At 27.1% G+C, this 23,482-nt stretch carries 20 protein-coding genes; all 20 read right to left on the bottom strand.

The window, feature by feature from the left end; genetic code table 11:
* Positions 1-208: 208 nt before the first annotated feature.
* The 20 genes from pepF to ACEXNK_RS15740 all read right to left on the bottom strand — a co-directional run bounded on the left by pepF (position 209) and on the right by ACEXNK_RS15740 (position 23,463).
* A complete protein-coding gene (pepF, locus tag ACEXNK_RS15835) occupies positions 209-2,110 on the bottom strand; it encodes an oligoendopeptidase F (RefSeq protein WP_373600416.1) in 1,902 nt (633 codons plus the stop codon).
* Between the two features lie 423 nt (positions 2,111-2,533).
* On the bottom strand, positions 2,534-4,900 hold the full coding sequence (gene spoIIE / locus ACEXNK_RS15830; RefSeq protein WP_373600415.1) for a stage II sporulation protein E: 2,367 nt from the start codon (positions 4,898-4,900) through the stop codon (positions 2,534-2,536).
* Between the two features lie 91 nt (positions 4,901-4,991).
* A complete protein-coding gene (locus ACEXNK_RS15825) occupies positions 4,992-5,912 on the bottom strand; it encodes a Ppx/GppA phosphatase family protein (protein WP_373600414.1) in 921 nt (306 codons plus the stop codon).
* 56 nt (positions 5,913-5,968) lie between these two features.
* Positions 5,969-6,268, bottom strand: coding sequence for an FtsB family cell division protein (locus ACEXNK_RS15820; protein ID WP_373600413.1), 300 nt, complete (start codon positions 6,266-6,268; stop codon positions 5,969-5,971).
* Positions 6,269-6,278: 10 nt separating this feature from the next.
* The gene (gene yabQ, locus ACEXNK_RS15815) at positions 6,279-6,773 is read right to left on the bottom strand and encodes a spore cortex biosynthesis protein YabQ (RefSeq protein WP_373600412.1); all 495 of its coding nucleotides are present in this window, start codon (positions 6,771-6,773) and stop codon (positions 6,279-6,281) included.
* The gene (locus ACEXNK_RS15810) at positions 6,773-7,027 is read right to left on the bottom strand and encodes a YabP/YqfC family sporulation protein (RefSeq protein ID WP_373600411.1); all 255 of its coding nucleotides are present in this window, start codon (positions 7,025-7,027) and stop codon (positions 6,773-6,775) included. Before ACEXNK_RS15810 ends, yabQ begins: the two co-directional genes overlap by 1 nt.
* A 64-nt stretch (positions 7,028-7,091) precedes the next feature.
* Positions 7,092-7,334: an RNA-binding S4 domain-containing protein gene (locus ACEXNK_RS15805; protein ID WP_373600410.1), complete on the bottom strand. Its 243-nt coding sequence runs from the start codon at positions 7,332-7,334 to the stop codon at positions 7,092-7,094.
* A gap of 63 nt (positions 7,335-7,397) precedes the next feature.
* Positions 7,398-7,676, bottom strand: coding sequence for an HU family DNA-binding protein (locus ACEXNK_RS15800; RefSeq protein WP_021130286.1), 279 nt, complete (start codon positions 7,674-7,676; stop codon positions 7,398-7,400).
* Positions 7,677-7,765: 89 nt separating this feature from the next.
* Positions 7,766-9,214 carry a nucleoside triphosphate pyrophosphohydrolase gene (gene mazG / locus ACEXNK_RS15795; RefSeq protein WP_373600409.1) on the bottom strand — a complete coding sequence of 483 codons (1,449 nt, stop codon included), beginning with the start codon at positions 9,212-9,214 and terminating at the stop codon, positions 7,766-7,768.
* A gap of 83 nt (positions 9,215-9,297) precedes the next feature.
* Positions 9,298-10,923: a putative polysaccharide biosynthesis protein gene (locus ACEXNK_RS15790; protein ID WP_373600408.1), complete on the bottom strand. Its 1,626-nt coding sequence runs from the start codon at positions 10,921-10,923 to the stop codon at positions 9,298-9,300.
* 223 nt (positions 10,924-11,146) lie between these two features.
* A complete protein-coding gene (locus tag ACEXNK_RS15785; protein ID WP_373600407.1) occupies positions 11,147-11,716 on the bottom strand; it encodes a stage V sporulation T C-terminal domain-containing protein in 570 nt (189 codons plus the stop codon).
* A gap of 131 nt (positions 11,717-11,847) precedes the next feature.
* On the bottom strand, positions 11,848-12,387 hold the full coding sequence (locus ACEXNK_RS15780) for a stage V sporulation T C-terminal domain-containing protein (RefSeq protein WP_373600406.1): 540 nt from the start codon (positions 12,385-12,387) through the stop codon (positions 11,848-11,850).
* 100 nt (positions 12,388-12,487) lie between these two features.
* Entirely contained in the window at positions 12,488-13,489 is a 1,002-nt protein-coding gene (locus ACEXNK_RS15775; RefSeq protein WP_373600405.1) for a peptidylprolyl isomerase, read from the bottom strand.
* Positions 13,490-13,506: 17 nt separating this feature from the next.
* Positions 13,507-16,896, bottom strand: coding sequence for a transcription-repair coupling factor (gene mfd, locus ACEXNK_RS15770; RefSeq protein ID WP_373600404.1), 3,390 nt, complete (start codon positions 16,894-16,896; stop codon positions 13,507-13,509).
* Between the two features lie 21 nt (positions 16,897-16,917).
* On the bottom strand, positions 16,918-17,478 hold the full coding sequence (pth, locus tag ACEXNK_RS15765; RefSeq protein ID WP_373600403.1) for an aminoacyl-tRNA hydrolase: 561 nt from the start codon (positions 17,476-17,478) through the stop codon (positions 16,918-16,920).
* 38 nt (positions 17,479-17,516) lie between these two features.
* Entirely contained in the window at positions 17,517-18,122 is a 606-nt protein-coding gene (locus tag ACEXNK_RS15760; RefSeq protein WP_373600402.1) for a prepilin peptidase, read from the bottom strand.
* Between the two features lie 117 nt (positions 18,123-18,239).
* Entirely contained in the window at positions 18,240-19,019 is a 780-nt protein-coding gene (locus ACEXNK_RS15755) for a prepilin peptidase (RefSeq protein ID WP_373600401.1), read from the bottom strand.
* Positions 19,019-20,080 carry a type IV pilus twitching motility protein PilT gene (locus ACEXNK_RS15750; protein ID WP_373600400.1) on the bottom strand — a complete coding sequence of 354 codons (1,062 nt, stop codon included), beginning with the start codon at positions 20,078-20,080 and terminating at the stop codon, positions 19,019-19,021. Before ACEXNK_RS15750 ends, ACEXNK_RS15755 begins: the two co-directional genes overlap by 1 nt.
* A 24-nt stretch (positions 20,081-20,104) precedes the next feature.
* Positions 20,105-21,505: a type II secretion system protein gene (locus ACEXNK_RS15745; protein ID WP_373600399.1), complete on the bottom strand. Its 1,401-nt coding sequence runs from the start codon at positions 21,503-21,505 to the stop codon at positions 20,105-20,107.
* Positions 21,506-21,525: 20 nt separating this feature from the next.
* Positions 21,526-23,463, bottom strand: coding sequence for a hypothetical protein (locus ACEXNK_RS15740; protein ID WP_373600398.1), 1,938 nt, complete (start codon positions 23,461-23,463; stop codon positions 21,526-21,528).
* Positions 23,464-23,482: the final 19 nt, after the last annotated feature.

Below are 23,482 nucleotides of genomic sequence, written 5' to 3'. Positions count from 1 at the left end.
TAGATAGAACTAATAGACCTATTATACTTATAGCAATAATTCTATTAGATTTTTTACTACTAGCTTTTGCCATACTCTCACCTCATTAACATTTATCATTATACATCTTTTACATTCATACATATATCTTTTTCTATAAGTAAAATCAAAAGCCCTTTTCCCAAGGGCTTTTTTATATTCTACCACTATTTGTAATTTCCTTCTATCTCTAATTTTTAAGTAATTTTTCTAATTCAGATACAAGACTATTAAATTTTTCTACAGTTTTTTCTATAGGTTTAGTACTATATAGGTTTATACCACTCTCTTTTAACAACTCTATAGGGTAATTAGAGCCTCCTTTTTTTAGAAAAGACATATAATTTTCAGGCCCATTAGTTATTATATCTTGCGAGAATGCAACAGCTGCACTACACCCTGTTGCATATTTGTAAACATAAAAACTGCTATAAAAATGTGGTATTTTAGCCCATCCTATTTTAGATAGTTGATCAACCTTGAAGTCTTTACCATAATATTTGCCTAATAGTTCTCCCCATACATCATTTAGAACTAACACATTTACAGTTTCACCATTTTCCATTTTTTTGTGTATTATTTGCTCAAATTCAGCATACATAGTTTGTGTAAATAAAGTATCTTTTATTAAGTCTAAATATTGAGATATATAATATGCTTTTTCATCATTATTTTGAGTATTTTTTATTAGCATTTCATATAATAAAGCTTCATTTGTTATAGAAGCCACTTCATGTGTAAATACGCTTGGCTTAGAATTTAAATAATTTTGATTTTTAGCACTCATATATCCATATACAGCATGACCTAATTCATGTGCTAGTGTAGAAACTGAGTCCAAATTCCCACTATAATTCATTAATACATATGGATGATTATCATATAAAGATAAACAATATGCTCCACCTACTTTATTATCATTAGAGTAAACATCAATCCATCTCTCATTAAAAGATTTATACAATATATCTCCATATTCTTTTCCCAATGGATTTAATGCCGCATATATAATTCCTTGAGCTTTATCATAAGATATATATTCTTCTACTGGCGGTATTATTGGATTATGCATATCATATAAATAAATCTCTTCAGTATTTAATACGAGTTTTCTTAAGCTTATATATTTGTGTAATGTGCCTAAATTTTTATTAACTGTAGATATTAATTCATCATAAACTTTACTATCTATATCATCATTTGACATATACATATTTCTAGAATCTTCGTAACCTCTAATTTTTGAATAGAACATATTTTTCTTAACTTGCCCTATAAGTAGTCCAGATAGTGTATTTAAATTATCGTTATATAATATAGCTTCATTTTCAAATGCTTTTTTCCTTATATCACGATTTTCATTTTCTAGAGCTACAGCATATTCCCCTGGATTCAAGTTAGACTTTTTATCCATATTTACAAATAGTTCATAAACATCGCTAGGTAGTGATGATATATCACTTATATCGCTTAATATACTTTCTTCTTCAGGATTTAAATAATGATCTTTATTTTTTCTTATATCATTTAAGTACATTTTATAGTTACTAGATATTCTATTATCACTAATAATTGATTTAAATTCTTTATTTGATAATTTTAATATCTCCAATTCCAACTCTGAACAAATCGAATTGTATTTTTTGTAAGATTCATTTAACTTTTTCTCTAATTCCATAAAATCATAAGATTTTTTATTTATATCTTTGTTTAAAGATATATATGCATACAGTTTTTCTACTTTAACATCTAATCCCTCTTTTATGTTCAAGGCATATCCTAAATGTTTAGAAGACTTTGTAATTTTTCCAATATAATTTTTTAACTCCTTTGTATCTTTATCAAACGTTTTAAGCTCTTTATCCCATTCTTTTTTACTTTTATATAAATTAGTTAAATTCCAAGTGGTATATTTAGTTTGTTTTTTAGCTTCTTTTTTAGGTGGTTCATTTTTATCTGTATCATTAATCGCTTCTATTGCACTTTCATTCATCGTCTCTAAATTTCTATCTATATCTCTTTTTAAAACAATAGACGAAACCATTATAATTGCGATGGTAAAAATTATAATTTTATATATTTTTTTCCCCATAAAAAGCCATCCTTTCACTAAATTTATTAGTATTAGGATGGCTTTTTGTGTTTATATTATTCAACATTATTGCCAAAATAAGTCTTTATTAAGTTATCAACATACTTATCAACATATTAACATAGTATTTAGCTTCATAAAACGCTATATTTCAACATCTATTTTTTATAAAATTTTATTATAGAAATTTAATATTCAACTTATTAACATATTTTATAAAGTTATCAACAATTTTTTTATTTTTTTAGGCTATATTGTTAATAATTTTCTATTATATCTTCCTGAATTTATAAAAGATAATTATTTTTTATAAATCAACCTTATATTTTTTTGTCGAATATTGTAATTTCAATATTTTATACTTTTTAACTATATCCACAACTTATCCACATTTTATTAACATTCTGTGTATAACTTGTGGATTTAATGTTTATACACCTTAGTAACTAATACAGTCATATCATCATAGATATTATTATTCTGAATATCTAAAGCCTTATTTAAAATTTCTTTAGATATTTCTTTCGGATTAGTCGTTTCTAAAGTTTTTAAAAAATAAATTAACCAATTATCTCCTAAGTTATTATTTTTCCCTGCATCAATAATTCCATCAGAGACCATTATTATGTAATCTCCATCTTTTACTTTTCTACTATCTCTCTCAATATTTACATCTGATAAAATTCCAACTGGTAATGATGCTGTAGAAACTAAATCAATCTCTCCATTATTTCGTTTTATATAAGTTGAGCATGCACCCATTTTTATAGTATTTAATATACCTTTATTTAAATCAACGATTCCTAGGTCAAGTGTTGAAAACATTTCATCAGAAGATTTAAGCATTAGTATATTATTTATAGTATCAATAATAATTTCTTCATCTATCTTTGAATCCATCATTTTTTCTAGTAAATCTATAGTTACAGACGACTCTTCATATGCCTTTCTTCCTTTTCCCATACCATCACTTATAGCCATCATATATTTGCCCTCTGATATTTCCATGTATGTATAATTATCTCCAGATATTATATATCCATCTTTAGACATATTAGATACCTCTGATATAACTTTATACTCTTGTCGTCTAGATAATTTTATTTTGCAATTTTCTCCTATACAATTGCATCCCATTTTCCTAGCAACTAACTCTGTGCCAACTATATTTGATATTATTTTATTCATTTTTTGATCACACAACTTATTATCTTTACAAGTTTCTTTTTCTATTAAAATTTCAAATTCATTATTATCTTTTGATATATAATTAAGCCTTTTAACCGATATATTATTTCTATCCAACTCAACTATTATATTTCTTTCCATTTCCATATCAAAAACTATATCTCTATCTAATTCTTTAGCCATATGTTCAATTGACTTAGACATGTATCTTATTTGGTTTGCAACTAGTTTTCTATTTTCCGAAAATTTTTGCTGCCAACTGTAATCAATCGCAAACATTTTATAGTAATAGTTGGATGTCTTAACTATACTTTCTGGTTTTATACAGTCTTTCCTAAAGTCAATAGGAATATTATCAATATGAATTTCTCCATATTCCTCTAATTGCTCTAGTATTCTATTCATCATTGTATAAGTATAATTAAATTTAGCTTCCCAACACCTTCTTTTCATCCCACATTTTTTACATTCGTCATTATGTACCATATCTACTATGTGTGCTATATCCTTTTGATCTAATATCTTATCTTTCTCTCGTATTCTATCAAAGGTATTTGCTAAATCATCATATGTTTTGTACATACCTCTTAATCGGTTATTTGTAATCTCTCTACTTCTATCTAGGTAATCTTCTATTCCATCACTCAATCCCCCATTTCCTTTTATAAACTTTTCTATATTTTTTAGAATTTGTTCAGGAATAAGCATTACAAATAAACTCGCTATAAGTATATCTCTTATTTCTAAAATATTTGATCCTTCACCCGACGTATATATGTATATTAAACTCCATCCTACTATGTAACCAGCTATACTTAGGTATTTGTTAGCTTTACTAAAGCCACCTGAAATAAGTCCTGCAAATGCATATACACCCATATACATACTCGAGGTTAAGTTATTTATAAAATAGACTAGTCCTATTATTACACCACTAGCCGCGCCTAGTGATGCTCCTCCCGTTATTGATAAAACTAATATTACAATATTAGAAAGTAAGTTCCTTATAGAAACCCCTAATACAGAAACCTCTCCTATACCCATTATGCTAAATATTATTATTATTGTTAGTGCTACAATCTCTTCACTCGAGGTCACCTTTCTAGATGCTCTTTTATTTATAACTGATACTCCATAATAGAATATATAGGTACTAACAAGCATTAATACACATTCAACTAACATTATACTTATATGGTATACATAACTTCCAAATATCAATGCTTGTCCTATAGATATAGGAAGTATTATCAGCATACCTATCGTAGAAATTTTCCACACTGATTTTATATTTTTTAAATTATTAGCTATTAAGTATATTATAGCTATACATATCGAATACTTTATAATATTTATTGGTTGATTAAATGAAATCAAAGTACCTGCTAAAGTCGATACAAAAACCGGTAACCTATATTTGTCCATAGTTGATACACATAAGAAGAATGCAACTCCTAACGGAGCTATATCATCAACAACTCGAGCTCTACTTAATAAAAAACCAATCAAACATAATATAAGTGTATTTGAATCTAATATAGAAACCCTCATATTATTTTTTAAAGTTCCTATACCTCTATTAGCAATTATACTTTTTTCCATAAAAAAACCTCCCCTTGTTATTTTCATATTGAAATTGTAACAAACGAGAGGTATCTTTTTTGTCATAATCAGTAGCTTGTCCCTAATAATATTAAGACATTTTTTTTGCCTTTTGACATAATAATCCTTCTAAATTATCATATTCACTTACTATAATATTTTGTTTTTCTAAATTTTTCATTATTATACTTAATATTGTTACACCAGCTGTTATAATATCCGCTCTTTTAGCTTGTAGCCCTTTTATGTTTTTCTTATCGTTTAATGTCATCTTTTTTAAAGTTTGTAAAATAATATCTAATTCTTTTTGGTATATTTCACTAGAATGTATTTTATCCATAGAATATACTTCTAACTTTTGGTTTATAGCAGAAACAGATGTAATAGTCCCTCCTATACCTACAATAGATTTTATATTTTCGGATTTTAATGTATTAAATGTTTCTGTTATAGTCTCAGATATAAATTTGTACATATCTTCAAACTCTTTTTCACATATAGGATCTTCCGTTAAAAACTTTTCTGTCATTCTTAAAGCTCCTACATTTTCACTTTTACTAAATTTTATACCACCTAGTCCCCCTAGAATAAACTCAGTTGAGCCTCCACCTATATCTATAACCAATATATCTTCATTGTGTTCTAAGCCTTCTAAGACCCCTATAAATCCTAAATTAGATTCTTCCTCTCCACTTATTATCTCTACATCAATTCCTGTTTTTTCCTTAGCTAAATTAACAAATTCCAATCCATTTTTACTATCCCTTAATGCCGATGTACCTATACAAAATATAGCCCTGCATCCTTTTTCATATGCTATTTCAGAAAACTCTTTTAATGCATTTATATTCCTTTCTATTGCATCTTGAGTAATATATCCTTCACTATCTACTCCTTGACCTATTCTAGTAGTATTTACAAATTTTTCTCTATTAAGTAATTTACCATCTTCATAATCAGCTATTAATAACCTCATTGAGTTAGTTCCTATATCTATAGCTCCAAACTTCATATTTATCATCCTCCTATAAAGTTCTAATCCCATTTAATGCAAATAAAGGAAGTATATTAACTACTCCCTTTATTTATATCAATATATATTATTTCATTTGGCTTAACCATTTTTAATCTATTTCTGGCTATATCTTCTATGTATTTATCATTATCCATTTTTTTCTTTTCTTCTTTAAGCTCTTTTATTTCTTTATCGGTATTTTTTATTTCATCTTTTAAAGCCACAATTTCCTTGCTATACTTAGATGATTTTATAATTTGAGTTACAAGTCCACCTACTAATGATAGGCATACAAAAGATAAAAATGTACCTATTACAATATATTGTACTGCAAACTGTTTTCTTTTGTTCATAATCTGCCTCCTATGATTTACTTTTTACTCTTTTTAACTTTCCTAATTTTAAGCTTAAGCTATTCAATAATCTAAAAATTAAATTAGGTATATAAAATATAGTATCAAATAATAAATGTATTGAGTAGATTATAACGTAATACAAATTAACCGAAATATTGCACATACATGATATACATCTTCTAATAGACCTTGTTATAAATCCAATTATAGAATTTAACATTTTTAAAATCAATTTACTTAATGTATTGTAATAAATAATGAACCCTAAAAATAGAGCAACAAAGTGATAATATCTTAAATCAAATGACTCTATGACATTTATAGTTATAAAAACAAGACCTGTTACAATTATCCAAAATAACACATCATAAAACAATGAGAAAATTTTAATTATATTAAAGTTTTGTTTACAAGCTCTGTATAGATCAAATAAAACTCCTATAAAGATACCCCCGTATATAGTCGCAAAAAAAGCTCCAATATCTTGTGTAAACGGTATCATTATTTAAATAATTTCTTTAAAAAACTTTCTTGAGGTTCTCTTGTCTTACTATAAATTATTCCATCAATTGTTCCTGTTACGGTTATAATCTTCTCATCTATACTAAGCTTGCTCATATCTAAATTTTCACCATCTACTACCATATCACCACATGCAGTTCGTATTTCCACTTTTTTATCATTAAAAGAGTATATGTGCTCTACTCCAGAAATAGTTAAACTAGATCGATCTTTTAAGTCTATCTTATGTTCCATAATATCCCTCCATATTTAGCATTTATAAATAATCTAATATAAATATACGAGAGATATTAATAATTTATTCTATTATTTCAAACATTTCTTTTGCATCATTTTTTAATACATGTTCTTTTATTTCTTTTATCTCAAACTTCATCAATTTTTCTCCAAATTGAATCTCTAGTGTATCTCCTACATTAACTTCAGAAGAAGATTTTGCAACTTTACCATTTATAGTTACTATTCCTTTATCACATGCTTCTTTTGCTACAGTTCTTCTTTTTATAATTCTTGAAACTTTTAAAAATTTATCTAATCTCATTTTTTTAAACCTCCTTAATACACAAAAAGTGTGGAATATCCACACTTTTTAAAATAAATTTAATTATCCATTTATTATATCTTTTAATCCTTTTCCAGCTTTGAATACTGGTGCTTTAGAAGCTGGTATATCTATAACTTCCTCTGGATTTCTTGGGTTTCTTCCTTGTCTAGCAGCTCTTTCTCTAGTTTCGAAAGTTCCAAATCCTACTAATTGTACTTTCTCACCTTCTACTAATGCTTCTTCAACAGATTTCATAAAAGCATTTAATGCTAATTCTGCTTCTTTCTTTGTTAATTCACTTTTTTCTGCCATTTTTGCTACTAATTCAGCTTTGTTCACGGTTCTTACCTCCTAAAAGTTTATATTATAGAAATTTATACTAGATATTAGATAAAATTCTAGATTTTTAACAAAATACCTTTTATTTGCTATTTGTTTTTAGATTGATTCCATAAGTCATCCATTTCTTCCAGTGTCATATCCTCTAAATTTTTGTTTGAACTTATAGCATTTTTTTCTATATATTCAAATCTTTTTATAAATTTTTCAGTAGTTAAGTTTAATGATTCCTCTGGACTTATATCTAAAAATCTAGCAAGGTTAACTATAGAGAATAGTAAATCTCCTAGTTCTTCCTTTATGTATTTTATATTTCCTTGTTTGTGTTCGTCAAGTAATTCTTTATATTCTTCTACAATTTTTTTAAATACGTCGTCTATATTATCCCAGTCAAAACCTACCAAAGATGCCTTATATTGCACTTTTTTAGCTTTTATTAAAGCTGGTAAATTATTTGGAATTCTTTTTAGACCTTCAGTAACTGTAGACTCTCCTTTTTCCTTCTTTTTTAAATCTTCCCAAGTTTTGTCATATGTATTCATATCTACATTTTCATTTTTAAACACATGAGGGTGTCTAAATATTAATTTTTCACAAACAGTATTTATAACTTCTTTTAAATCAAAATATCCATCTTCTTTGCCTATCTCAGAATGGAATACCACATGAAGTAATATATCACCTAGTTCTTCTATCATCTCATCAATATCATCATTGTCTATAGCCTGTGCTAATTCATAGGCTTCTTCAATTATATGAGCTTTCAGTGATTGATGTGTTTGCTTTTTATCCCATTCACATCCATTCTCACCTCTTAATTCTTGTACTATATTTTCTAGGTCCTTAACTGTATTGTACATAGTTTTATCTGATTTTGGAATATATAAACTAGTTAAATAATCAAAATCTTTTTCATTTCTATCTAACTCATATAACTTTACATATTTCTTACTCTCTAGATTCTTAACACCTGCAGCTTTTACTATACATACTTCTTGCTCATCATCATAGTATTCCATTAAAGACAATTTAACATTTGAAGCTATAAATCTATCATATATTTGAGTTATTATCATCCTAGTATTTGTATCTATATAACTATTCTCAATTTCAAATGCATCTACTAACTTAAATCCTTCTGATGGATCTACCTCTAGGTAATTAAACATAGCGTCTACAAAGCTCATAGAAGCTATTGTTTCTAATTCTATACCTTTTGCATAAGCAATGCTACTAATTATCCCTACAGTCTTTTCTGCAACCCTAGGATGCCCTGGTACTACATATACAAGGTCTCCACTATAAGACTCTTCTATGATAAAGTTAGCTATTTTATTATACACATTATCAAAGTCTTCATTCTCATTATAAAAATAGTCTAATGCTGTATAAGTTATTTCATTTTTAAGCCTATCCATTATTGGATGTTTTTCTGTTCTTAAAAAAATTCTAGAGTTATTTTTTAAAGCGTCTAAAGCGCCTTGACTTATTTGAGAATAATCTCCTGGTCCAAGCCCAACTATAGTTATTTTTCCCATATAAAAAGCTCCTTCTCTTTTGTAAAAATAAAGGAAATCACTTATATAAGTATTTCCTCTATTTACATATATATATACATATATTAATTCATAAGTTTTAATTTTCTAAGGATTTTATATAATTTATCGCCCTTAGGAATACTTAATAATTCATCTTTTTTTATACCACCTAATACAAATGTAGCCATAACGTATACAATAGCTCCAATTGCTATTGATAATGTTGTCGCCATAGTATTACCTAATATCCCTATTATAAATCCAAAACTTAGTTTAACTATTAAAAACATAGTTGTTACTATTATAATCGGCTTTATAAAGAATTCTTTAATGGATAATTTCATTCTCATTGCCTTTTTTATGTAAATTAATTCAAGTGTTCCTGCTACAAAGTAAGCGATTACAGTTCCTAATGCAGACCCTATAACATTTATTTGTGGAATAGCTGTTAGAGTATAACTTATAACTACTTTAAATGCCATTCCTATAACTAAACATATTACTGGAATCATAGGTTTTCCCATTCCTTGAAGAATTCCATTTAAACTCTGTATTAGTCCTAAAAAAACAACACACGGTGTAAGAACTAATAATATTGTTCCAACTATTTCTGGTTCACCTGGATATAATAATTTCATTATTGGGTGAGCTAATGATGCAATACCAAAAGCGGCCGGCAATACAATCATTAAAGTTATTTTAATAGCACTTTTAGTTTCTTTTATAGCCTTAGCTCTATTTCCTACAGCATAAGCTTCAGATATAGCTGGTACTAAACTCATACTCATAGCAACAGTTATAACTGCTGGTAAATTTATTATAGCCATAGCCATTCCTGTTAGTTGTCCAAATAATATATTAGCTTCAGTTTGTGTAAATCCAGCTTCTATTAATCGTCTAATAACTATGACATTATCTATCATATTTACTAATGGCATAACTGAAGCCCCTATAGTTATAGGTACTGCTACAACTAATAAATTTTTCAATATTTTAGTTACATGTTCTTCTCTAACTTTCGTGCTTCTCTTGATTTCTCTTCTTATTGTTTTTAATTTAAACAAATATGCAATTATCAAATATACAATAGATGCTATCGCTCCTATTGTAGCTCCAATTATAGCCCCTGCTGCCCCCTGTTCTGGTCCTGGATTTGGACCTAAACTATTCATAAAAAGATATGCTAAAGTTATTCCTAAGACAACCCTAAAAAGTTGTTCGCTAATTTGAGAAATAGCTATATAGCTCATTTCTCTCCTACCTTGAAAATAACCTCTATAAGCAGACATTACAGGTACAAATAAAAGAGCTGGTGAAATTGCTATCATCGCATATTTAGCCCCTGGATTTTCCATTATATCATTTACTATAAAATCTGCACCAAAGAAAAATATGCAAAATGCTATAAATCCTGTTATTGCTAAAACTGTATAAGATACTTTAAATACCTTATGAGCCCCTTTATAATCTCCTATAGCCATCTTTTCAGATACTAATTTTGCTAGTGCTGTCGGAAAGCCAGCTGTGGCTAAAGTTAAAAATAAAGTATATACAGGATATGCAGCTTGGTAATATCCCATACCTTCTGCCCCAATTAAATTCCCTAAAGGTATTCTAAAAAAGGCTCCTATAATCTTGACAATTATTCCAGCTAATCCAAGTATTAAGGCTCCCTTCAAGAACGAATCTTTCCCCTTACTGTTACTCATAAAACCCCTCCATTTTATATTATGTAACAAACTCTAATATAACATATATGCTATTACTGATTCAATATATTCCCCTCTCAAAATCTTAATATTACTACTTCAAATCAATAGTTATATAATTTTAATTACTAAACTTTTAAAATTTAATTGTTATGTAAAATATAAAAAAGATATCTCTGCTTAATATTTTAAAATATTAAGCAGAGATATCTTTATATATATATTATTGAACTTGCTTGCCTAAAAAATTAGCTGCTACTTTTAGTATGTTTTCATCATTTTTATTTAATTCATCTTTTTTAGATAATAGGCATATTGCTCCTATACAATCACCTGAAGAACTAATTATCGGTATTAATATTTGTGATTTATAATCCATACCGTCATCTTCACATAATGGTATTAATCTTTCATCATTACTAGTCTTAACTTGCCTATTCTTTAAAAATACTTCTAATTCTTTACTTATATCTTTATTTTTATAACTTTTCTTTGTTACATTTGATGTAGCTATAATTACATCTAAATCTGTAACTATTACCCCATGCCCAAGCGTTTCTCCTAACGATTCAGCATATTCTTGTGAAAATTCATTTAATTCTCCTAGTGGAGAATATTTTTTTAATACAATTGCTCCATTTTCTGATGTGAAAATTTCAAGAGGATCTCCCTCTCTAATTTTAAGCGTCTTTCTAACTTCTTTTGGAATAACAATTCGTCCTAGATCATCTATTCTTCTAACTATCCCTGTAGCTCTTTTTCCATAAGAGTTTTTTTCTTTATAGTTACCCATATGATCCCTCCATACTATGTCATATAATAAATCTTAATATATCATATATAAGAGGTTAATTTCAATATTTTGAGATAATTACCATTTAATGCTAAAAAAGGCTCATATTCAAAATATAAGCCTTTTTTACTTTACTGAACTTGTTTTCCTAAAAAATTAGCCGCTACCTTTAATAATTTCTCATCACTTTCATTTAGTCCCGATGTATCCTTAGAAACTAAACATATTGATCCTATACAATCTCCAGATGAACTAATTATTGGTGAGATTATCTGAGATTTATATTCCATAGAATCATCTCTGTATAACGATACTAATTTATTGTCTTTAATATAAGTAGATATCCTATTTTCTATTAATTCTTCTAACTCTTTACTTATACTTTTTTCCTTATAATCTTTTTTAGGTAACTTTGATACAGCTATTATTGAATCTAAATCTGTAACAACAACACCATGCCCAAGCGTTTCTCCTAAAGTTTCTGCATATTCTTGAGAAAATTCATTTAGTTCTCCTATTGGAGAATATTTTTTTAATATAACTTCTCCATCTTTTGCAGTAAAAATTTCTAAAGGATCTCCTTCTCTAATTCTTAATGTTTTTCTTATTTCCTTTGGGATAACAACTCTTCCAAGGTCATCTATTCTTCTAACTATTCCTGTAGCTCTCATATCAGATTAATACCTCCATTAGTAACTTTGAGTTTATTTTTACCAACACTAAGAAAAATATGCAAAAAACCTATACCATTAAAATGGTATAGGTTTTTTTTTATACATTAATCTTTAAAGCTTCTTTTTCATTTTTTTCTATTTTTGCTTCTTTAGTTAACTTGTCAACTTGTTCTGTATATTTTTTATATAGTAAGTTTTGTTTTATATTATCTTTAACTTCATCAAATGTATATTCTTTATATTTTTTATCAGTAACTTTTATTATATGATATCCAAATTGAGATTCAACTAAATCTGATATTTCATCTTTATCCATTGAAAATGCAGCCTTTTCAAATTCTGGAACCATTTCTCCTTTAGAGAAGAATCCTAAATCTCCACCATTTTCAGCTGATCCTTTATCATCAGAATATTCTTTCGCTAATTTAGCAAAATCCTCTCCTGATTTAGCCTTTTTAAGTACTTCTTCTGCTTTTTCTTTAGCTTCTTTTTTCTTAGCCTCAGAAACTGGTTTGTTTGTTTTAGGATCAACTGTTGATATTAATATGTGTGAAGCCTTAACTTCATCATCTATATAATTATTTTTATTTTCCTCATAATACTTCTTCATTTCTTCTTCACTTATTTTAGTATTTTTATCAAAATTAGTTTTATAATTTTGAATAGATATATCTTTAGCTAATTGAGCTTTTAAAAATTCATCATCTATATCATTATCTTTAAGGAATTTTTCATATTCTTTATCTTTAGATATGCTTTCTTTTAATTGCTTAAATTGCTTATCTACTTCTTCAGACTTAGCTTCTAACTTTTCTTTTTTAGCTTCTTGATATATTACTTGCTCTTGAATCATTTGTTGTAAAATAGCTTTTTTCATTTCATCTTTATATTTTACGCCACCTTTAACTTCTTGATTCCATAATTCATCTCCATACATTTTAGAAATAGACTCTTTATATGTAGCTACAGTTTTTCTAAAATCATCAGCTGATATTTCAACTCCATTTACAACAGCTACAGGCTTTTTAGTTCCACAAGCTGTCATTCCTATTCCTAACATTATTACCATCAAAACCGATAATATTTTCTTCAATTTCATCACCCTTTCAAATTTTTTTACTTTTTATTTGCACACATTTGCTCAAGTATATCTTGTAATTCATCGATTATTTTATATCCATTTTTTTCCTTTGTTTTATATCTAGTTAAAGGAAGCAGTATTACTTCATCTTTTATCATTTTTATTTTTTCTATACCTATTTTTTTACATAGTGTTTTCATATATGCTATTGATATAAGAGTATTAACAGCTTTTGGTGCATCTGAGAATCTATCTGCTAACTCATCTTTTATATCATGCATGTCTTCTTCATTTTCTATAGATGCAATCTTTTTATACATCTCTATCTTTATAATTTCATCATCTATATATGAATCTGGAATATATGCATTTACAGGTAAATCTATCTCAACATCTATTTCTTCTTGAACTATTTCACCTTTTACTTTCCTTATAGCATCATTTAGCATTTTTACGTATAAGTCATACCCTATAACTGCCATGTGCCCATGTTGTTGAGGTCCTAATATATTTCCAGCTCCTCTTATTTCTAAATCCCTCATAGCTATTTTAAATCCTGATCCAAACTCTGTAAATTCTCTTATAGCTTTAAGTCTTTTTTCTGCTATTTCACTTAATACTTTGTCTTTTTCATACATAAAGTATGCATATCCTTGTCTATTACTTCTTCCTACTCTACCCCTTAATTGATACAGTTGTGCTAACCCCATCTTGTCTGCATCATATACAATCATAGTATTAGCATTAGATATATCCATACCAGTTTCTATTATAGTTGTGCATACAAGTACATTATATTCCTTACTTAAAAAGCCTAATATTATATTCTCTAACTCTTTCCCTGTCATTCTACCATGTGCTACAGCTATTTTAGCATCTGGAACTAGTTTTTGTATCATACTAGCCATTTCATCTATTCTTTCAACTCGATTGTAAACAAAAAATACTTGTCCACCTCTAGCTATTTCTCTTTCTATCTCGTCTTGAATTATACTTTCTTTGCCTTCTACAACATATGTTATAACAGGATATCTTTCTTGTGGAGGTTCTTCTATAACACTCATATCACGTATTCCACTCAGTGACATATGTAAAGTTCTAGGAATAGGTGTTGCCGATAAAGTTAGTACATCTACAGTTGATTTGATTTTCTTTAAAGATTCTTTGTGTTTAACTCCAAATCGCTGTTCTTCATCTATTACAACTAATCCTAAATTTGGAAGATCTATATCTTTAGATATTATTCTATGAGTTCCTATTATTACATCTACAAGACCTTTCCTAGCATCTTCTATAATCTGCTTTTGTTCCTTAGGTGTTTTAAATCTACTTAAAACTTCTACTCTAATTGGATAGTTCTCAAATCTTGCCTTAAATGTGTTGTAATGTTGTTGTGCAAGTATAGTAGTTGGAACTAGTACAGCAACTTGTTTTTGATCCATACAAGCCTTAAATATTGCTCTTATAGCCACTTCTGTTTTTCCATAACCAACATCCCCACATATAAGTCTATCCATAACTTTATTAGACTCCATATCTTTTTTCGTTTCTTCTATAGCTTTTAATTGATCATCTGTTTCTTGATATGGGAATAACGTTTCAAACTCACCTTGCCATAAAGTATCTTTTGAGAATTTATATCCTTTTATTTTTTCTCTTTTTGCATATAGTTCAACTAAATCCTTAGTCATATCTTCTATTTCTTTTTTGACTTTAGCTTTAGCTTTTGACCATTCGCTACTTCCAAGTTTATTTAACTTTACTTTTTCAGTATCAGATCCAATAAACTTCTGTATTTTATCCATTTGATCTATAGGTACATATAAGTTGTCTCCGCCTTGATATACAACCCTCATGTAATCTTTCTTAACTCCATTAACAGTTAATTGATCTATACCTACATATCTACCAATACCACTATTTTCATGTACTACATAATCTCCAATATTTAAATCCAAGAACGTTTCAATTTTTTGACCTTTATTAAATTTCTTAGATTTAGATGTTTTAGCTCTTTTATGTGCACCGATCATCTCTTTATCAGTTATAACATTAAACTTTATAGCTTTATATTGAAAACCTGATGCTATGTTTCCAACAACTATAACAACTTGTGATGAGTGTATTTCTACATCTCTTTTTCTTGAAAGAATACTTTCTATTCCTAAATCTAAAAGTTCTTTATTCAATTTTTTAGCTCTGTCATAAGTATTAGTAGCTAAAACTATTTTGTGCCCATTATACTTTAATCTATTCAATTCTTCTGCTAATAAATCTAACTTACCATTAAATAATTGAATTTCTCTACTCTCTATGTTTACTATAGAATTTATATTAAAATCCTTTATAGATTTAGTTAACAACATATTTAAGATTACTTTTTTATCATTAACTAAAAATTCTAAATCAGTATAATGATATAATAGGTTTCCTTGCTTTTTTAAACCTAAGCCTCTCTCTAAGTTTAATTTATAATTATCTTTAAACTCAGATATATAATTTTCGCATCTTTCTTTTAATCTAGATATATCATTTACAAATATAATTGCATCATCTTTTAAATATGTAAATATACTCTTATTTTCATCAGTATACATATAGTCTATGTAGTTCTCTACACCATCAAAATAAGTTTTAGATGATATATTATCTATATTTTTATATACATCTTCATTAGTAAAATCATTAGTATCTTTTTTTAATCTTGCTATTGATTCTTCTATATTTTCTGGATATATATACTCTCTAGATGGAGTTATTGTACATTTTTTTATTTTTTTTATTGATTTTTGTGTGAATACATCAAAAGTTCTTATAGATTCTATTTCATCATCAAATAATTCTATACGTATAGGTGTATCATATTCTAATGAAAATATATCTATTATTCCACCTCTAACGCTAAATTGACCAAATCCTTCAATTTTAGATACTCTTTCATATCCTAAGTTAACAAGCTTTTCTGATAGTTTCTCTATATTCACTACATCGCCTATCTTGTAAGTAAATATATTATTTTTTAAAATATCTTTAGGAATATATTTTCTAAGTATAGCTTCTACAGAAGTTACTATTACTGTATTTTCTCTACTTAGCATTCTTAATAATACTTTTAATTTTCTAGCTTCTTCATTTCTATCCTTTGCATCTAAGTGATAAAAGTATATATCTTGAGAACTTAAATAATCAACTTTGTCCTTCATATAAAAGCATAAATCTTCATATGCCTTTTTAGCCTCTAAATCAGTGTTTGCAATATATAAAGTTTGCCTTTTTAAGTCATTGAATATAGAATATACTATATTTGGCTTCTGAGGTTGTAATAATCCATTGATTAATAGTGTTCCTTTAGAATTTTCTATATTATTTATTATTTCTTTATACTCTTTAGAATGTTGCAAAGGAGATATAAAAATATCGTTCATCTTATAAATCCCCCTTAATTATTAACCATTATATCTATTCATCGCTAAGTCTATATTTTCTCTTATCATACAATCTATTGACTTAGCTGCTTTTTCTAGTCCATCTTGTATATCATCTGATTCTTCTTTTCTAAATCTAGATAAAACAAAATCTGCTAAATCTTGTCCTGGTCTAGGTTTAGATACACCTACTCTAACTCTCGGAAACTCATTAGTTCCTAAACATTTTAAAATAGATCTCATACCATTATGAGTACCACCACTACCTTTTTTTCTTATTCTTATTTTTCCAACTTCTAAGTCTATATCATCATATATAACGATTATATTATTAGAATCTACTTTGTAGTAATTGTATATATCTATTAATGTTTCTCCACTTAAATTCATATATGTTTGTGGTTTTACAAGAAGCACTTTTTCTGTTCCAACTCGTCCTTCTCCAATAAGTGCCTTATGTTTTATTTTCGTTACACTTATACCATATTCCTTTGCTAAAATATCTATAACATCAAATCCAACGTTATGTCTTGTATGCTCGTATTGTTTTCCCGGATTTCCTAACCCTACTACTACGTACATTTTCATTCCTCCTTTATATAGAACTATATTTTATATTTTCATATATTTATTATAAAATTTTGTTGTGATAATATAATAAATGTTGTTGCTAAAGATATACATGGCGCAAAAGGCATATAAGAATGTTTATTTTTCTTTTTACCTATTAATAAATAAGCTCCATATATGCCTCCTAACGCAAATGATAACGGTATCATATGTATGCTTTTTTCTATACCTATACAAAAACAACACAAAGCATAGACTCCTACATCTCCCGAGCCTATACCTTTTGTTAGTTTAACCATTATATAAGGAATAATAAATCCAAATATTAATCCTAATATATGATTTGCTATATCATCCTTTATCACTAATAATATAAATCCTTGAATTATTATACCACTAATTATAGTTATATCGTATATATACATTGTATAATAGTCTATCATTGATATCACTATTAGAAAACATATTAATATCAAATATCTTAAAAATTCTTCTGTGAAACCTAGTTTCACGTATAACATTGCTATTATAATTGGCATTATTACATATAATACATTTATAGATCTTATTCTATTTATATCTATTTTTCCTATTTCCTTAACAAAAAATATTATAATTTGTACTATTAGTAAACTAATTAATATTATTTTAATCATAAATTTAAATACTCATAGCAGGGTTATTTAAATTATTAACAATTTTAACATATTATATAATCTTAATTAATTTACTAAATAATAAACCTATGGGTATTATACCCATAGGTTTATTATTTATAAGAATGTTTTTATATAAAACTCTATTATATTATTTCCATATAAAGTAGCTATTACTGCAGCTATTGATATAAATGGTCCAAATGGTATCATAGAATTAAATTCATGCTTTTTAATTTTGTTATAAATAATAACTATTATCCCATATGCTCCACCTATATATATGCTAAGTAAAATTGTTAGTAATGATAATTTCATTCCTAAAAACAATCCTATCATTGCATATAATTTTATATCTCCACCACCCATTACTTCTTTTTTCAATATCCACTCTATAATAAGCGTTACTAATAATACTGACCCTCCTGATATTAATGCCCCTTTTATTCCATCTAAAAATGGTATTCCTTGTCCTAAAAGGTTTAATATTATAGCAAATACACTTCCCAATAACACCAATTTATCAGGTATTATAAAGTGATCTATGTCTATAAAAGTTATAATTATAAGTATAGATATTAAAAACATATAATATAAGGTTTTAACTTCATATCCAAAACTTATATAAGTAAGCATAAACAGTATTCCTGTTAGTAGTTCAACCATTGCATATCTAGATGATACTTTAGCATTGCAATATCTGCACTTACCTCTTAAAAACACCCAACTTAAAATTGGTATTAAGTCTATTGGTTTCAGTCTAGTATTGCAGTTATAACAATGTGATGGTGGCTTTGCTACAGACTGATTTTCCGGTATTCTATATATACATACATTATAAAAACTCCCAAATATAGTCCCCATTATAAATGATATTACTGTAAAATATATATCCATTAATACGCTCCACCAACTAATCTACTAGTATATTCAAAGTCTGCACATCTACTTAGTACACTTTCTTTTGATATCTTACCTTGTCTATAAAGGTTAACTAATTCTTGGTCCATAGATTGCATACCTAGTTTTATTCCGGTTTGTATCATATTTGGGATTTGATATGTTTTTGATTCTCTTATTAAGTTTCTTATAGCTGGTGTAGCTATCATTACTTCAACTGCAACAACTCTATTTCTTCCATCTATAGTAGGTATAAGTTGTTGAGATATAACCCCTTCACATACAGTTGATAATTGAGTTCTTATTTGTTGCTGTTGTTCCGCGGGGAACATATCTACAATTCTATCTATTGTTTTTGCAGCTCCTACAGTATGTAGAGTAGAAAATACTAGGTGTCCTGTTTCTGCCGCAGTTAGTGCTATCGACACTGTTTCTGGATCTCTCATTTCTCCTATAAGGATTACATCTGGATCTTGACGAAGTATTGCTCTTAATGCTGTATTGAAGCTCTCTGTATCATTTCCAATTTCTCTTTGTGAAATTATACAGCTTTTATGATTATGTACATATTCTATAGGATCTTCTAATGTAATTATATGTTTTTGTTGATTTTCATTTATTATGTCTATTAAACTTGCTAGTGTTGTACTTTTACCACTACCTGTTGGCCCTGTAACTAATACTAATCCTTTTTCTTTTTCTGTAAATTTACTTATAACTTCTGGTAATCCTAAAGTTCTAAACGATGGTATTTGTGAAGTTATTGTTCTTATTGCTATCGCATAGTTTCCTTTTTGCTTATACACATTTACTCTAAATCTTTCTCCTTGTTCTGTTGCAACAGAGAAGTCACACTCTCCGTGTTTTTTTAGTCTTTCAAAGTTTTTAGGACCTGCAAGTTCTTCTGCCATTTCAAGAGTGTCTTCTTTTGTGAGTATCCTGTCTGATAGCTTAACAAATTTACCCTTTGTTCTTGCAATTGGCTCACAATCAGTTACTATATGTATGTCTGATGCCCCTAACTCAACTGCTATTTTTAGCATACTAAAAATTTTCATTATTTTATTTCCTTCCTTTTGACGTTATTGTTGATGATAGTTAGTTTGACTTAACATGTATTTAACCCTTATCAATTCTTTTACTGCATTATCTAAATGTTCTAATGCTTTATCCCCACTATCAGTTGATAATTCCTCATCTTTTACAGTATCTTTAATTATTATTTGCTGCTCTATAATTTTATCAATCAAATTATTTATATCATTAGCTATATCTTTAGATTGATTAGTTATATCTTTATTAGGATTAAAATGGTTAACTATATTATCATTTATATTTTTTTGTAAATTCAACATATCTGTAGCTAAAATTTCACTATGTAACTTTTTATGGACATTGGATAAATTATAACTTTGATTTACTAAATTCCAAACTTCCTCTATTGCTCCTTGTAATTCAGGTACTATTTCTTCTTGAGTATGATCATGTATTTTTGTAGCATCATTTTGATTATTTAGTTCATATTTCTGTTTTTGTAAATATTCAGTTGTTATTTGTGCTGCATTTGTATAATATTCTAATTCATTAAGTTGATTAAAAACATTTATAATTTTATCTAAGTTGTAATCTCTTAGTTTATCAATATTACTTTCTATACTTTTCAAAATATCTATTATTTTAAGTTTATCACTTGGATTATTTTCTCTAGCTAACTCAGTAAAATCATCTATTTCATTTCGCATTTCTTCATATAATTTACCATCTAATTCTAAATTAAAAACTTGTTTAACCTCTTTAAATGCTTTATCTATCCTTTGAGAGCAATAAGATAAATAATTATGCCCCTTTTCTCCTCCAGGGTTACCTGTATCTGGATCTTCTGGATCAGTAGGTTTATTTATATCTTCATCATTATATGCTAATAACGAATTATAGACATCAAAACTATAAACTTTAGTATTATCTTTTATGTAATTTAACTGAACATCATACAAGCTGTCTTTCTCTGTTATTTTAAGCGGAATCATATTATTACTTAAAGGTTGTTTTTCTATCAAAGAAAAACTTGCTTTTTGTTCTTGTCTATATATTGAGTATACTTTCTTGCTTCTATCTTTAATAACTTGAACTATATAATTTATTTCTTTGTCCTTAGTATTTATTATGTACTTATATTCAATATCATCTCTATTATTGATTTCATTTTGTATAGATTTATAAAGATTATTAACATCATCACTCTTTTTTAAATCTATCTTTTTTTCCCCGTATTTCACATATACACTTTTTGATTCTTTTAATTCTTTTGTTATGTATCTTTTTAAGTTATTAGTACCATTTTGTATATTAGATACAAGTATTTGGTCTCGCCTTAAGATATCTGTTTTATTTATAACTTGATATCCAATAAATATAATAGAGGTCATAATAGCCATAGCTATTATGACCTCTATTAAAGTAAATCCTCTATTCTTTATCTTCATTTTAACTCAACTCACTTTATCTACAATTCTAGTATTTGATAACTTATTTGATAATTAGACTTATCTTTTATATGTTCTAGTTTAACTAAAACTTTTGCTCCATTATTATTTATAGTAAATTCAACATTACTATTTTTATTTACTTTGATGCTATAAAATTGACCTTCTAATTGCTGTGTTCCATATAAATCTATTCCATTAGTTTTAATATCTGTTACTTTTATATTAGGTAAAATATTTCTATCTGCATAAGTTATCTTTTTCTGCCCTTGATCTGGTATATTTTCTGGGGTTTTAGGTCCTTCGCTGTATACACTATTGAATATTAACCTTAATTTTCTAAGTGAATTTATAGATTCCTCAGATGCTCTATAAGTTGTAGCTATTTTTGAATCTCCTTTATAAGAATTACTATACATCATTCCAGCTAACACTTTATTTATTTCAGCTAACTTTGTAACTGAATAATCAAGTTTATTTACAATATTTTTAATATTTGTATCATATTTACTATAGTCTTTTAAATAATCAAAAGAACTTATATTAGTACAAATCTCATCTAATGTTTGTTTTACGTCTTTTATAATATTACTAAAATTGCTTAACCCGCTATTTTCAATAATATTCAAGTGATTCTTTATAATGTCATCCTTTATTTCATCTTCTATTTCATTGTTTTCCACATATCCATTTAAAAAATATTTACAAGTCTGATACTGTATTAACTTTGATTGTACCTGTGTTTCTTTTAAAGATCTTCTCAAACCTTGAGCATAAGTTTTTAATAAATATCCGCTCTTATTAGCCCCATAATCTTTATATATATTTGAATCTGTCTTAAGCACACCTTTATTAAATATCTGCATACTCTCTTCTTCAAAGTTAAAAAATCCTACTTCATGATAAAGCGAATTTAGCCTAGTAGCTATTATTATTACACTTCTTTGATTTACTTCATAAGATTGATTATTCATATCATCAATAGTATCTCTTAGGTCCTGTAATTCACCTTTGGTTCCATTTAATAGTTCTATAGTATGATCAATAAAATCCTCTACACTATATTCCTTCCACACAAACTTTCCTTCCTCTTTAATTTTTATATAAATAGTTTTAAAATTTGAGTTATTAAAGTCAACATTATCTTTCATAAATTCTAGATACTCCAAACTTAAATTCATATCATTTTCTAAATCATCTATACTATTATTTAAACTTGATTTGCCACTGATTAAATTAGAGTCGTAATCACTATATACTAAATTAGCTAAAGCATCATCCATATATACAACTATCTGTTTAACAGCTAAAAGACTAGCTGTTATGTTTTTTTTAGAATCAGAATCTAAGTTGTTATTTTTTTTATATTCCTTATCATCTAAAATATCTTCTATCTTATCATCTATATTTGATAAAATATTTTTCATTTCACTTTTCTTGTTTATTATCCTATTTATATAACTTGAATCCGTTGGGTATTCTCCAACTGAATTTATTGCTAGACCTTCTAATCTATCAATTTCATCTTCTATATACTCTAAATTATTACCCAATCTTCTATCTAAGCTACTGTATATAGTATCTTCTCCATCTATATGCCCGTTTCTTACTATTTTACTATTATTGAGAACCTGTGCTTCTAAAACCTTAGCTTTTGCTAATCTTATTTCTCTATAAACTATACCTTTAGGTGCTTTGTAATTAGCTTCTGGTGTTTCACTATCTTCTTTTATATCTTCAACACTAATTTTAGATATAAAGTCACCTATTCCTCTTTCTATATCAGCTTGTTTCACATAATCTTTTTCTATAGAAGTATTTGTTTTATGTGTTAATTTAATTTGATTAATTACCTGTTTAGTAAGTATTAGCATAGTAAGACTAGCTAGTACTATAACAATAATAGCTAACACCATGGCAGAGCCATTTTCGCTTTTAAGTTTGTTTTTATTATTCATTTATAGCCCCCCTTATCTA

It is taken from the genome of Paraclostridium bifermentans, from assembly GCF_964259345.1.
GTDB classification, from domain to species: Bacteria; Bacillota; Clostridia; order Peptostreptococcales; family Peptostreptococcaceae; genus Paraclostridium; species Paraclostridium bifermentans_B.
This window is presented reverse-complemented; position numbering and strand designations above follow the sequence as displayed.

Coding starts and splice junctions, on each gene's coding strand:
- ACEXNK_RS15745 (WP_373600399.1), bottom strand. CDS start 21,505: ATGAAGATAAAGAATAGAGGATTTACTTTAATAGAGGTCATAATAGCT.
- spoIIE (WP_373600415.1), bottom strand. CDS start 4,900: ATGGAAAAAAGTATAATTGCTAATAGAGGTATAGGAACTTTAAAAAAT.
- pepF (WP_373600416.1), bottom strand. CDS start 2,110: ATGGGGAAAAAAATATATAAAATTATAATTTTTACCATCGCAATTATA.
- ACEXNK_RS15780 (WP_373600406.1), bottom strand. CDS start 12,387: ATGAGAGCTACAGGAATAGTTAGAAGAATAGATGACCTTGGAAGAGTT.
- ACEXNK_RS15785 (WP_373600407.1), bottom strand. CDS start 11,716: ATGGGTAACTATAAAGAAAAAAACTCTTATGGAAAAAGAGCTACAGGG.
- yabQ (WP_373600412.1), bottom strand. CDS start 6,773: ATGATACCGTTTACACAAGATATTGGAGCTTTTTTTGCGACTATATAC.
- ACEXNK_RS15740 (WP_373600398.1), bottom strand. CDS start 23,463: ATGAATAATAAAAACAAACTTAAAAGCGAAAATGGCTCTGCCATGGTG.
- ACEXNK_RS15755 (WP_373600401.1), bottom strand. CDS start 19,019: ATGGATATATATTTTACAGTAATATCATTTATAATGGGGACTATATTT.
- ACEXNK_RS15760 (WP_373600402.1), bottom strand. CDS start 18,122: ATGATTAAAATAATATTAATTAGTTTACTAATAGTACAAATTATAATA.
- ACEXNK_RS15820 (WP_373600413.1), bottom strand. CDS start 6,268: ATGAACAAAAGAAAACAGTTTGCAGTACAATATATTGTAATAGGTACA.
- mfd (WP_373600404.1), bottom strand. CDS start 16,896: ATGAACGATATTTTTATATCTCCTTTGCAACATTCTAAAGAGTATAAA.
- ACEXNK_RS15750 (WP_373600400.1), bottom strand. CDS start 20,080: ATGAAAATTTTTAGTATGCTAAAAATAGCAGTTGAGTTAGGGGCATCA.
- ACEXNK_RS15810 (WP_373600411.1), bottom strand. CDS start 7,027: ATGGAACATAAGATAGACTTAAAAGATCGATCTAGTTTAACTATTTCT.
- ACEXNK_RS15805 (WP_373600410.1), bottom strand. CDS start 7,334: ATGAGATTAGATAAATTTTTAAAAGTTTCAAGAATTATAAAAAGAAGA.
- mazG (WP_373600409.1), bottom strand. CDS start 9,214: ATGGGAAAAATAACTATAGTTGGGCTTGGACCAGGAGATTATTCTCAA.
- pth (WP_373600403.1), bottom strand. CDS start 17,478: ATGTACGTAGTAGTAGGGTTAGGAAATCCGGGAAAACAATACGAGCAT.
- ACEXNK_RS15790 (WP_373600408.1), bottom strand. CDS start 10,923: ATGAGTAACAGTAAGGGGAAAGATTCGTTCTTGAAGGGAGCCTTAATA.
- ACEXNK_RS15775 (WP_373600405.1), bottom strand. CDS start 13,489: ATGAAATTGAAGAAAATATTATCGGTTTTGATGGTAATAATGTTAGGA.
- ACEXNK_RS15825 (WP_373600414.1), bottom strand. CDS start 5,912: ATGAAGTTTGGAGCTATAGATATAGGAACTAACTCAATGAGGTTATTA.